Genomic DNA, 12,134 nt, shown 5'->3' on the forward strand with positions numbered 1-12,134 from the left:
GATGTAGGCAATTATTGCCACTTTAGAGGATTTTTGTAATGGGCAGTACAGATCTGATTATTACCGGAAAATATGGTGTATTGAACCAGCAGAAGTTATTGAATGCTACTTCAAATAACATCAATAACGTTAATACTGTTGGCTTTATCCGTAAAGAAACTCAGACTTATACTTCCTGTGTTGACTGGGGAGTAGGTGCTACCTATACCCGTCGTATTTATGACCAGTATGTTCAGCGTCAGATGTATTCTGACTGCAGTGATTACAACTACTATAAATCATATGCAGAAGGTCTGGATACAACAGACAGACTTCTTTCAGATTCAACTATGTCTGTGGCAAATGCAATGTCAGATTTCTTTGACGAGCTTTCAACTGCGGCAAGTCTTCCTACTTCTACCGCGAACCGTCAGGCTGCTATGGCAAAACTTGATATCGTGGTTAACCGTTTTCAGACCGCTAATGAAAGCATGTTTGATTCTTTAAACGATGTAAACAGCAGAGTTCATGACAGCATTACAGAAATTAACTCTCTGACTCGTTCAATAGCTAATATTAACTACGAAATTCGTTCAATGGCTCTGTCAGATAATCATGTTAATAACGAAATCTATCTGCAGATGCTGGATGAACGAGATCGTCTGACAGGTGAACTGTCAAAACTAATGAGTGTCAAGGTTGTTGAGCAGGATGATGGTACTTATGAAATCTACATGAGTACTGGTATGCTGCTTGCCAACGGCGATTCATATGGATGTCTGACCGATAAGTTAAATGATTTTGATTCAACAAAACGACAGATTTATCTGAGCTATGAGAATACTGAGGATGCCAGTCGTAACATTGCCAATGTTCAGCTTACCATTGATTCTATTGGTGGCGCTTTAGGCGGTTACCTTAACGCATCTAAGGAAATCAGAAATACCATGAGGGAGCTGGGTAAACTTGCTGTTTCATTTGCCGATGCCCTCAATGAGCAGAATAAGGCAGGTTTTACCTTGGAAGATAAAGCTGGCGAGGCTCTTTTAAAAATTCAAAGTGTTCAGGGCGTAAGCTCAAGTAACTCTTATGGTATAACCTGTGATTTCATTGAAGGTAAAGGTGAGAATGTTGAGGCTTATGACTTTGAGCTTATTTTTGCTGGCGGTGATTATAAGGTTTATAAAAGAGGTAAGGACGATACCAGAGTTGATATAACAGATGAGTTGGATACAACTATAGATAAGACAGCAATTCCAGCGGAAATTAAGTTCAAGGATGATAAGTATGGAGTTAAATTCTCTATTAACGCGTCCATAAATACACTTTCTGCAACAACCAGAACTGTATTCTATGTCAAACCAACTGTGTTATCAGCAAGCACTCTTTCAACTTTAATCAATAAACCGGAGGACTTTGCTTTTGCCTCTGCGGTAAGAACTAGAACCGGTGATGATAATTATGGTAATGCTGTAATTTCTTTAACTTCCTGTACAGCAACAGGTACAGGTTACGGAGTATCTGTGGGTACAGATGGAAAACCTGTTTTTAATACAGAGGCACCTAATTTAATAAAAATTGATAAAGATGGTAATTATGTGATTTTTTATCGAGACCCTGATACAGGTGCTGAGACAGAGTTAGGTTATGCTCCTGCTTCATGTAAAGGTGTAAATGTTTTCGCAAACGCTGTTACTGATGATGGTTTGGGAGGAACAAAAAAGTTGTACGAAGAAGGATACCCAGGTTATGAGGTTTCCATTTCTGGTACAGTAAGGCAAAATGACACATTCACTGTTGAGATTAACACAGAAGGTCAGGCTGATAACTCAAATGCAAACGCCTTAACTTCTTTAAGAAGTGAAAAACTGACCAAAACAACTGGTTCGACTCAGACTACTACCTTAAATGAAGGCTATGCAAACCTATTGGCTTTAATTGGTTCAGCATCTAATTCAGCTAAGACAAATACCGAAGCAGCTGAGGCTAAATATGAGCAGACTGTAAAGATGTTTGAGTCAAATTCTGGTGTAAATCTTGATGAAGAAGCCACTAATCTTTTGATGTTCCAGCAGTCTTATCAGGCTTGTGCAAAGATTATTGAAGCATCACAAACCGTTTTCAATGCTTTAATTGCAGCATTCTAGAGGAGGTATCTGTATGAGAATTTCAACAACAATGCAGTATACCAACAGTCTTAGTTATATTAAAAATTCTAATTCTAAGGTAGATGAGCAGGCAACAAGATATAATTCTGGACTGAAATTCCAGTCTGCAGGTGAAGATCCTTCAGGAATGGCTTCAAAGGTGAAGTATGAAGGTGCTATTGCGGCATATAAACAGTATATTGAAGCTGGTGGAATTGCTAATAACAGCCTTTCTGAAGAGGAAACTGCCTTATCATCAATGTGGGATACACTATCAAGCGTACATACAAGACTGCAGCAGTGTGTGAATGGTTCTAATGACGAATCAAGTTTGAAAGCCCTTTCTGCAGAAATTGCCCAGTTAAGAGATCACCTGTTTGATCTGATGAATACTCAGAATACAGAGGGGGAATATATTTTCTCTGGCGCAAATAGTAGTGTTGCCACCTATACACTGACATCTGAAGGACATTACAAATGTCAGGCTGATGGTTCAAGCAGAGGTGTGGTTGTTGCACCAAGTGTAAATGTACAGGTATCTGATTCTGGACTGGATATTTTTGAAAATTGTAAAACAGCATATACCATTAACGCTACTGGTACTAATCTAGAACGAGCTGAAGTTAAGACATACGGTACTTTCAATGAGTTATTTGAGACATATTACAAACCTGCAGGATCTGTAGCCGAGAATACTCTGACAATAAATCTTGACGGTAATGGAAAATTTACTTTATTAGATCCAAATGGAAATACTATTGATTCAGGAGAAGTAGATACATCAACAAGTATCAATAAGATTACTGTTAAAGGAATGGAGTTCACAATCTCAAATCCAAATTCAAATGAATCTATCTCCATCCAGCTAGAAAAACCTACTACGAAAAATATGCTGAATATCCTGACAGAAATTGCTTCTGTTATTAACGATGAGTCTGTATCAAATGTTGATAAGATTGCAGCAATAACAAAATGTCAGGTTGATGTTGAGATAGCTCTTTCTCATTATGATTCATATCGTGGTCAGATTGGTGCGAGACAGAATGCAATCACTAATGTATTAAATGCAAACGAGTCATTATCTGCCATTAAGGTGGAATCAAAGGCAAATGTATCAGAAGTTGATGCCTTTGATGCTGCTTCTGAACTTATCAGAGCTCAGAACCAGCTGACAGTTTCAAGACAGATTTACAGTATGTTGAATAAACAATCACTATTCGATTTTATATAACATAGAGATGAGGTGAAAAAATGATTAAGTTAAATAATATTTCAAATGTTGTGAATAATATTCCATCTAACCATCAGGGCAACAACAAGATTAGTGAAAAGGCAGCAGATTCTGTTGCTAAAAATGAGTCTTCAACTGTGGTGAATTTACAGTCAAACCTGAACAGGTTAAGTGAGAAGAACAATATTGTAGTAAATTCAGCTAACGCCAAGAATATAGCAGCAGATATCGCATCACTGCTAAGTAAGTCAGATGGCAAAGTTCAGGCAAATATAAGCCCTTTTGATGCAGCCAGTCTTTTATCTTAAATAATTAAAATAGTATCGGTCTCCTCTCTCTATCCTCTTAACCGATACTATTTTTATTTAAAAATCAATAAGTAATAATTATTTACTTTATTTTTAATATTTTCTTTAAATTTTTTCTAAAGTTCTTAATTAAATTGTCCGATAAATTATACAAATGGAAAAGTAATTGTACTTTTCAGGAGAGAGTGACTCCTCAAAATAGAGGGGGGATAAAAAATGAGCGATATAAGTATTAAAGATGCCATTTCCTCATTGTTCGGTGTATCAAGATCTATATTCAGGGATCAGGATAAATCAATTCCGACAGAGGAAGAAAAAAAGGTTTTAAATACAGAAGAGACAAAAGACGGGAAAGAAAAATCTGCTCGTGTTTCTTCTCTAGGTGATGAGGAAAGTAAGTCTTCACAGACCCTTAGCGAGCGAAGCAAAGAGAAGGTTGAAGAAGATAAAGAAATTTCCAAGGCATTACAGGAGCGCAATGAGGAATTGGCTCAGGAGCGTATGTACGCACTGAACCAGCAGAACATTGGTCTGTCTTTCTCATTTGACGATTCTGATAACACCTTGGTTAAGGTTACTGACATGAACACTAAGAAGCTTGTGCGTCAGATCCCTTCTGAAGAATTTTTAGAGTTTGCAGAGAAACTGGATAAGATGCTGGAAGAAAACCAGAAAGCTATGACCTTAAATAAAGAAGAGATTAAAGGATTACTTCTGGACGATAAAGCATAGTTCATTTTATCCTCTCTCTCCACTGATAGAACCGCTATAATATGGCGGTTTTATTTTGCCTGAATTTTATTTAATTTTTCTCTTAAAGAAAAACAGATTCAGCCGATAATAAAGTATAAATATAATGCTTTAAGATTATAAAAAACGCAGGAGCTAATATGTACGGACGTAATTTAAAAGCCTATAAAAAAACAAATATAGAGGCCGAATTAGCAGTTGCAGATCCTCACAGAATTATCCAGATGCTTTACGAAGGCCTTCTAGAAAGACTATCTCAGGCAAAAGGTGCTGTCTTAAGAAATGACTTTGCTTATAAAGCAGACAGAATAGCCAAGGCTCAGGGTATTATTTATGGTCTTGAGAATTCACTGGATCGAAAAGCAGATCCTGCTTTGTACGATAGAATGCTTGCTTTATATGAGTATATGCGAGACCGTTTAACTACAGCTTCTATTTCTTTAGAAACAGCTCCAATTGATGAATGTATAAATCTACTGCTTCCTATTAAACAGGCCTGGGATAAGATTCCGAATGACATTAAGGAAGAGGTAAACTCTCAGCTTGTGAACAAGTAAACACAGAGGAGTTACTTCCGTTTTTGGGGTAACTACTTTTTATTAGGTACTAAAAAAGGGGCAAAATATTTTGCCCCTTTTCTCTATCTGATAAGCTAGATTATTAGATAGTCTGAACTGACATGGTGTTGGTGATTCCTGATGGAACTAGAGCACCGTTAACCATGATAATCTTGTCACCAGCTTTAGCTAAACCTAACTCTAAAGCTAACTTCTTACCTAGCTTGAAGAATTCGTCGGTTGAGTTGATTCTATCAACAATCTTAGGTAGAACACCACGAGTTAAGCATAGCTGACGTGCAGCCTTGTAGTTAGGAGTTAATGCAAGAATTACAGCATTAGGGTTGAACTTACGGATTGCACGAGCTGAGTTACCGTGCTCAGTTGCAACAACGATAACTGGAGCATTTAAGCTCTCTGAAGCCTCAACAGCTGCTAAACATGCTGAATCAGTTACGGTTGGAGAAGCCTCTACATAACGGTAAACTTCATCAGCATACTCTTCGCAGTATGAATCGGTTCTCTCACAGATGGTGTTCATGGTTCTTACAGCCTCACGTGGGTACTTACCCTTAGCTGACTCACCTGATAGCATAACTGCATCAGTACCATCTAGAATAGCATTGGTTACGTCACCAGCTTCTGCACGGGTTGGACGTGGATTCTTGATCATAGAATCTAACATCTGAGTTGCAGTGATTACTGGCTTACCAACTTCGTTACAACGCTTGATGATGTGCTTCTGAGCGAAGATAACTTCCTGAGCAGGAATCTCAACACCCATATCACCACGAGCAACCATGATACCGTCAGCTGTAGCTAGAATATCTTCGAAGTTGTCTAAACCTTCCTGGTTCTCGATCTTGCAGATGATCTTGATCTCGTTACCACCGTTAGCATCTAGGAAGTTACGGATATCTAGAACGTCTTCCTTAGTTCTGGTGAATGAAGCTGCGATGAAATCAACATCTCTCTTGATACCGAATAATAGGTCACCCTTATCTTTCTCTGATAAGAATGGCATAGAAATGTGGGTATTAGGTAGGTTTACACCCTTGTGCTCACCTAGAAGACCGTTGTTCTGAACTTCACACTCAACGTCATTACCGTTGATTGCAGTAACGGTTAAACCGATTAGACCGTCGTCTAAAAGAACAGTTGAACCAACTTTTAGGTCCTTAGCTAGGTCAGGGTAGGTTACACCAACTTTAGTCTTGTTACCAACGAAAGAAGCATCTGAAGTAAGAGTAATCTTATCACCAGTTGTTAACTCTACATCTTCACCGTTTTCTAAGTCACAGGTTCTGATTTCTGGGCCCTTAGTATCTAAAAGAACAGCGAATACTTTACCTGTCTCTTCCATGATAGCGTTGATGTTGGTAATACGTCCACCGTGCTCCTCAAAGTCACCATGAGAGAAGTTTAAACGCATTACGTTCATGCCAGAATTTAATAAGGTTTCCATTACTTCGCGTTTCTCGGATTTTGGTCCGATAGTGCATACCATTTTAGTTTTTTTCATTTTCAGGCTCCCAAACGGAGTTAACAAGATTAATTCAAAATGTGTAGAACTATTTCTATTAAATTCAGTGAAGAACATAGAAATTTCCTCTTTATCATTATTAATGATTTTGAGGCTTTAACGTATGGACAGTTCTTGTGCCCTACAAATTCACTTACCAAGTACTTCTGAAATAATTTTCTAAGCGTACCGGTTATTTCTATAACACGTCATTGCTAAAACCGAGTCATGATTGACAGTCGTTCCTAGCAGGGTAATATCAGACATGTTATATCGCTTATAACATTATAGTTATCATTTTTTTGAGAGGATCTTTACTGAGGTCTTATATGATTAAAACCCTAGTATAAATAATGCTTTCCCCTAAAAAATTTAGCTGAATTATAACAGAATTAAAAATTATGAAAAGAGAAAAAAGTGTGATTACGATCACATATAAATATAAAGTGATACTTATTAAAGTCAATCATTTGATTTTTATTAAAAAGTATTATAAATCAAAGGATAAGATCTTATATTTTCTTTAAATTTACTTAATTAACCTTCTTAATAAAGTTTACCTGGATTATATGTATAATGTTAGTTTTAAAAATATATGGAAATAAAAAAAAACCGAGCTTTATGCTCGGTTTTTAGTTAATTTATTCTTTTTTAGAAGAATTTTACATACATTAACAGCTGTAATCCAAGTGAAATGAATGAAATAGCAGCTGCTGAACCATAAGCGATGTACCAGGTTAACTTAGAGTGAATACCGAAGTCATGGCTTGAGTGGTGCATTCTGTGTAAAGCATAGAAGCTTAATAGGAATACGATACCAAATACAACTAAGCTTAGGAACCAGTTAGAGAAAATGCTTGCAACCTGGCCTAGGTTTAGAACACCATGCTGTAAATCACCTGAGGTTAAACCAGCAGCGATTAGGATAACTGTAATTGCAGGTAACACCATTGAAGCAACCATACCGCCAGCACCGAACATTAACCAGTACATTGGCTCATCAGAACGAGTTGGAAGAAATTGACGCATTTGTAATTCTCCTTATACGGTTAAAAATGCTACGCCAAGAATAACTACAGTTGCACCAGCGAATGCTGCGTATAGTGAAGCTGTAATAATCCATCTTGGTAGTAATTCGGTTGAATTTTTGTTCATGAATATACGAACAAATGGTGGCATTAGAGCGAACCATGTAATTGCGTGGTATAGCTGAGATACTAAAACAATTACGTTTAAGGCAATAATAACTGGATTGCCTAAGAAGCTCTGTAAGTACCATGCGTAAGGAGCAATACCTGATAGAGTAGGGATTGGTCCAATGTCACATAGTGCCAGCATAAAGATACCGAAAACAATCTCTAAAACAGCAAATAAAGCTAAGACTGCAGTACCTTCACGAATCATGTATTTTGTGTAGAATGAATTTTCTAACCACCAGGTCATTTTATTGACTGGAGGATTATATGGTTTGCGGAATGACTTAACTTCGCTCATTTTAATGCTCCGGTTTGATCATGTTAAATACGTAATCAGTTGCACTCATCTTCTTGCCTAACTGAATTGCTGAAGATGGATCAACATGCTTAGGACAAACTTCTGAGCAGTAACCAACGAATGTACAGCCCCATGCACCTTCCTCTGAATTTAGGAATGGAGCACGTAACTTAGCACCAGCGTCTCTGTTATCAGTATTGTAACGATATAGAAGAGTTAATGCTGCAGGACCGATAAACTTAGGATTTAGCTTATACTGAGGGCAAGCTGCATAACAACAACCGCAGTTAATACACTGAGCGAACTGTAAGTAAGCTTCCATCTGCATAGGAGTCTGCTTGAAGTTCTTGTTCAGAGGCATATTTGCATTCTTAGCATCAGGAATGATGTAAGGCTTGATACGCTCGATCTTCTCGATCAGGTCTGACAGATCAACAACAAGATCTCTTTCGATTGGGAAGTTTGCTAGTGGCTCAATCTTCATGTCCTTGCCTTCATAATCACGAAGGAAGGTCTTACATGCAAGGTGAGGAACACCATTAACCATCATACCGCATGAACCGCAAACAGCCATACGACATGACCAACGGAATGATAAACTTGGTTCGAAGTTATCTTTGATATAGAAAAGAGCTTCTAGAACTGATGTATCCTTGTGGTAAGGAACGTCAAAAGTCTGCTCCCAAGGCTCTTTGTCCTGTTCTGGACGATAACGTAGAACAGTTACTTTCATAGTCTTCTGAGTAGCTTCCATTATTTAGCCTCCTGTGCTGCCTTTCTAGCTTTTTCTGCTGCTTCTGCCTCTGCACCATATACACGCTTAGCAGGCTGGAAGGTTGTAATCTTAACACCGCTGTAATCAATACGTGGCTCATCAGCACCGTCAGTTGACTTGAATGCTAATGAATGCTTTAAGAAGTTTAAATCATCACGCTGCTTGTATGCTCCGTCTGGACCATCTAAACGCTGATGTGAACCACGTGATTCCTTACGGTTAATTGCAGAGTGAACCATACACTGAGCAACATCTAGGGTATAGCCTAACTCAATTAAATTCATCCACTCGGTGTTGAATACACGACCGCGATCGGTTAAGCCAACGTTAACGATACGCTTCTGTAGATTCTTCAGAACGTCAATAGTCTTCTGCATTGATTCTTCTTCACGGTAGATACCAACGCCGTCTTCCATTGACTGACCCATCTCATGACGGATCTTAGACATTGACTCGGTTCCCTTAACGTCGAACAGGCTTAATGCTCTCTTCTCAGCAGCCTCTGCCTGACGGGTTAGTTCTGCAGAATCGAAGTCCTTAACGTTATGAGCTCTTTCAACCATTGCGTCACCACCGATCTTACCGAATACGATGGTCTCAACAAGTGAATTTGAACCTAGACGGTTTGCACCGTGGATACCTACTGATGCACACTCACCACCAGCATATAGACCAGGCATACGAGTTGCGGTATTACCGTCAGTCTCAATACCACCCATGGTGTAGTGAACAACTGGACGTACTGGAACAGGAGCCTTAACAGGGTCAACACCTGAGTAAGTCATTGCAAGTTCACAGATCAGAGGTAAACGCTCGTGTAAGTATTTCTCACCTAAGTGAGTTAAGTCTAGATGAACTGCCTCACCTAATGGATACTTAATGGTACGGCCTTTCTTTGACTCGTTCCAGAATGCCTGTGACAGACGGTCACGTGGGCCTAATTCCATGTACTTGTTCTGAGGTTTTCCAACTGGAGTCTCAGGGCCTAGACCGTAATCCTGCAGGTAACGGTAACCATCCTTATTATATAGAACACCACCTTCACCACGGCAGCCTTCGGTCATTAACAGACCACAGCCTAGAAGACCTGTTGGGTGATACTGAACGAATTCCATATCACGTAGAGGTACGCCATGACGATATGCTAGAGCCATACCATCACCGGTTACGATACCGCCATTTGTATTGAATAGGTAGCAACGACCTGCACCACCAGTTGCTAAGAATACTGCCTTAGCATTGATCTGACGGAATACACCATTCTGTAGGTCATAGCAAACTACACCGCGGCACTCACCGTCTTCCTCTAGAAGATCTAAAACGAAGTGCTCATCAAAGCGGTGAATTGAAGGGAACTGTACGGAAGTCTGGTACAGTGTGTGTAACATGTGGAAGCCTGATTTATCTGCGGCGAACCAGGTACGTGGAACTTTCATACCACCGAAACGGCGAACGTTTACGTTACCATCTGGTTTACGGCTCCAAGGACAGCCCCAGTGTTCTAGCTGGTATAACTCCTGAGGAGCCTGGCGAACGAACTTCTCTACAACGTCCTGTTCACATAACCAGTCACCACCAGCAACTGTATCTTCGAAGTGTTTCTGATAAGAATCGTCGTCACGAACTACACCAGCAGCACCACCCTCAGCGGCAACAGTGTGTGAACGCATTGGGTAAACTTTGGAAATGAGTGCAACTTTTAATTTTGGATCTGCCTGAGCAACAGCAATAGCTGCACGAAGACCAGTACCACCAGCACCCACGATCGCAACATCGGCTTGATATTTTTCCACGTGAATCTCCTAAATACCTATTGGTTAATCTGTCTGAAGTGACATTTACCAAGGTTAGCAAGCAAAAAAAACAGCATGATTATAACTGTAAATTAAAGTTTATTTTAATTTAAAATGTCTGTTTTTGTTAACATCTTGAAATATAAAATAAAAAATAATCTACAATATTAGACAAATGTCTAAATTCTACGATATATCACAATTGTGAAACATTTATGGGCAATGATTGTTAAACAATCATTGAACGTCCCATTTTTACAGGAAGATTCTCCTGTAAATCCTTTGCTACTTCTCCGCCATTCTCCGGCCAGAGAGTAATAACTGTACTTCCATATTTGAAGTATCCGATTTCATCACCTTTTGAATAACGGATATCTTCATTCTCATATGTCTTGATTTCTAAACCCACCTTGCGATCAATTGTTCCTGACCATGAGGTGTGAATAGAACCTACGAGAGCTGCTCCGACCATCACAACACATAGTGTACCGATTGAAGTTTCAAAGAAACAGACCAGTCTCTCATTAACTGTATAAAGGTCAGGCATGTTCGAAATATTGTTTTTTCCAACAGGGAAAAGCTTTCCTGGAACATGAATTGTCTTGACCAGTTTGCCATCAATTGGCATATGGATTCTATGGTAGTTTGCAGGTGACAGGTATATGCAGGCAAATCTGCCATTTTCAAAACACTTTGAATCCTGTTCATTACCACCAACCAATGCCTTTAACGAATAATCCAGACCTTTAGCCTGTATCAGTCTTCCCGCATCAATTATACCTGCATGACCTATAGTTCCGTCTGTAGGACAAACTGCAATACAATCGCTGTCTATAGGTCTTAATTCCGGTTTTAATTTTCTTATAAAAAAATCGTTAAAAGTTTTGTATGAGGTAATGTCCGAATTAGCAACCTCATCCAAATTAATGTTGAAAGTCTTAATAAAGTTTTTTATTAAAAACTGTGTGAACTTTCCCATTGGAACATCGGTTAACTTAGCGGATAGCGATGTTAATGTAGTGAATGGGGTAAGTGTCTCAACTGTTTTTAGTAAAAAAGACGTAAAAGTCATATTTTTCCTCTTTAAATCTGCGGTGCAGATCTCTTAAATTCTAGTAGATATTTGAGTAAACGATAGATTCTACCAAAAAAACAAAAGTACAAAGATAAAGTTTTTAATTAAATTGAGGGACGGTTCAAATTTCTGAATAGAGGAATTTGTTCTTTTTTCAATTGTTCTTAAAAGAGAAATAAAAAAAATCTAAAAAAAATGTTGACATGAGTAAAAAATAATCTATAATGGCCCACATCGGATGCGGGAATAGCTCAGTTGGTAGAGCATAACCTTGCCATGGTTAGGGTCGCGAGTTCGAACCTCGTTTCCCGCTCCAAACTAAAGAGGATTTGCAATTGCAAATCTTTTTTTTTATCCATACGACCAGTTTTAATTCCTCAGATAATCATATCTAAATCAACTCTATACAAATCTGTTTGTGTATAAAATATATTATTCAATTTTTAATATCCATTGCGTGGTAGTACACAAAATTACAATTTTGTTATTTTTTTGCAATATAT

General features: G+C 38.5%; 11 protein-coding genes and 1 tRNA gene. 6 read left to right on the forward strand and 6 right to left on the reverse strand.

The features are described 5' to 3' along the window. Positions 1-38 precede the first annotated feature (38 nt). From flgK to fliS, 5 genes are all read left to right on the forward strand, one after another. Complete coding sequence (gene flgK, locus B5D46_RS06885; RefSeq protein WP_078928842.1) at positions 39-2,126, forward strand: flagellar hook-associated protein FlgK; 2,088 nt, start codon at positions 39-41, stop codon at positions 2,124-2,126. 13 nt (positions 2,127-2,139) lie between these two features. After that, on the forward strand, positions 2,140-3,357 hold the full coding sequence (flgL, locus tag B5D46_RS06890) for a flagellar hook-associated protein FlgL (protein WP_078928843.1): 1,218 nt from the start codon (positions 2,140-2,142) through the stop codon (positions 3,355-3,357). Positions 3,358-3,377: 20 nt separating this feature from the next. Next, entirely contained in the window at positions 3,378-3,665 is a 288-nt protein-coding gene (locus B5D46_RS06895; RefSeq protein ID WP_078928844.1) for a hypothetical protein, read from the forward strand. Positions 3,666-3,881: 216 nt separating this feature from the next. Next, a complete protein-coding gene (locus B5D46_RS06900) occupies positions 3,882-4,397 on the forward strand; it encodes a flagellar protein FlaG (RefSeq protein WP_078928845.1) in 516 nt (171 codons plus the stop codon). Positions 4,398-4,555: 158 nt separating this feature from the next. Then, entirely contained in the window at positions 4,556-4,972 is a 417-nt protein-coding gene (fliS, locus tag B5D46_RS06905; RefSeq protein WP_078928846.1) for a flagellar export chaperone FliS, read from the forward strand. 103 nt (positions 4,973-5,075) lie between these two features. Here the strand turns inward: fliS and pykF are convergent, their stop codons facing one another. The 6 genes from pykF to asd form a co-directional block, all read right to left on the reverse strand. After that, on the reverse strand, positions 5,076-6,494 hold the full coding sequence (pykF, locus tag B5D46_RS06910; RefSeq protein WP_078928847.1) for a pyruvate kinase PykF: 1,419 nt from the start codon (positions 6,492-6,494) through the stop codon (positions 5,076-5,078). 651 nt (positions 6,495-7,145) lie between these two features. Further along, complete coding sequence (gene frdD, locus B5D46_RS06915) at positions 7,146-7,523, reverse strand: fumarate reductase subunit FrdD (protein WP_078928848.1); 378 nt, start codon at positions 7,521-7,523, stop codon at positions 7,146-7,148. Positions 7,524-7,535: 12 nt separating this feature from the next. Further along, positions 7,536-7,988, reverse strand: coding sequence for a succinate dehydrogenase/fumarate reductase transmembrane subunit (locus tag B5D46_RS06920; RefSeq protein WP_078928849.1), 453 nt, complete (start codon positions 7,986-7,988; stop codon positions 7,536-7,538). Position 7,989: 1 nt separating this feature from the next. Further along, entirely contained in the window at positions 7,990-8,742 is a 753-nt protein-coding gene (locus tag B5D46_RS06925; protein WP_074839903.1) for a succinate dehydrogenase/fumarate reductase iron-sulfur subunit, read from the reverse strand. Then, the gene (gene frdA, locus B5D46_RS06930) at positions 8,742-10,556 is read right to left on the reverse strand and encodes a fumarate reductase (quinol) flavoprotein subunit (RefSeq protein WP_078928850.1); all 1,815 of its coding nucleotides are present in this window, start codon (positions 10,554-10,556) and stop codon (positions 8,742-8,744) included. Before frdA ends, B5D46_RS06925 begins: the two co-directional genes overlap by 1 nt. A gap of 229 nt (positions 10,557-10,785) precedes the next feature. Beyond that, complete coding sequence (asd, locus tag B5D46_RS06935) at positions 10,786-11,628, reverse strand: archaetidylserine decarboxylase (RefSeq protein ID WP_078928851.1); 843 nt, start codon at positions 11,626-11,628, stop codon at positions 10,786-10,788. Between the two features lie 243 nt (positions 11,629-11,871). Between asd and B5D46_RS06940 the strand changes: the two genes are divergently transcribed. Then, a tRNA-Gly gene (locus tag B5D46_RS06940) sits at positions 11,872-11,947 on the forward strand. The last annotated feature ends 187 nt before the right edge of the window (positions 11,948-12,134 follow it).

This window comes from Succinivibrio dextrinosolvens DSM 3072 (genome assembly GCF_900167015.1).
GTDB lineage: Bacteria > Pseudomonadota > Gammaproteobacteria > Enterobacterales > Succinivibrionaceae > Succinivibrio > Succinivibrio dextrinosolvens.

Excerpts from the sequence above, each read along its gene's own strand:
- flgL (WP_078928843.1), top strand. The coding sequence starts at position 2,140 with ATGAGAATTTCAACAACAATGCAGTATACCAACAGTCTTAGTTATATT.
- B5D46_RS06895 (WP_078928844.1), top strand. The coding sequence starts at position 3,378 with ATGATTAAGTTAAATAATATTTCAAATGTTGTGAATAATATTCCATCT.
- B5D46_RS06925 (WP_074839903.1), bottom strand. The coding sequence starts at position 8,742 with ATGGAAGCTACTCAGAAGACTATGAAAGTAACTGTTCTACGTTATCGT.
- B5D46_RS06920 (WP_078928849.1), bottom strand. The coding sequence starts at position 7,988 with ATGAGCGAAGTTAAGTCATTCCGCAAACCATATAATCCTCCAGTCAAT.
- fliS (WP_078928846.1), top strand. The coding sequence starts at position 4,556 with ATGTACGGACGTAATTTAAAAGCCTATAAAAAAACAAATATAGAGGCC.
- pykF (WP_078928847.1), bottom strand. The coding sequence starts at position 6,494 with ATGAAAAAAACTAAAATGGTATGCACTATCGGACCAAAATCCGAGAAA.
- B5D46_RS06900 (WP_078928845.1), top strand. The coding sequence starts at position 3,882 with ATGAGCGATATAAGTATTAAAGATGCCATTTCCTCATTGTTCGGTGTA.
- frdD (WP_078928848.1), bottom strand. The coding sequence starts at position 7,523 with ATGCGTCAATTTCTTCCAACTCGTTCTGATGAGCCAATGTACTGGTTA.
- asd (WP_078928851.1), bottom strand. The coding sequence starts at position 11,628 with ATGACTTTTACGTCTTTTTTACTAAAAACAGTTGAGACACTTACCCCA.
- flgK (WP_078928842.1), top strand. The coding sequence starts at position 39 with ATGGGCAGTACAGATCTGATTATTACCGGAAAATATGGTGTATTGAAC.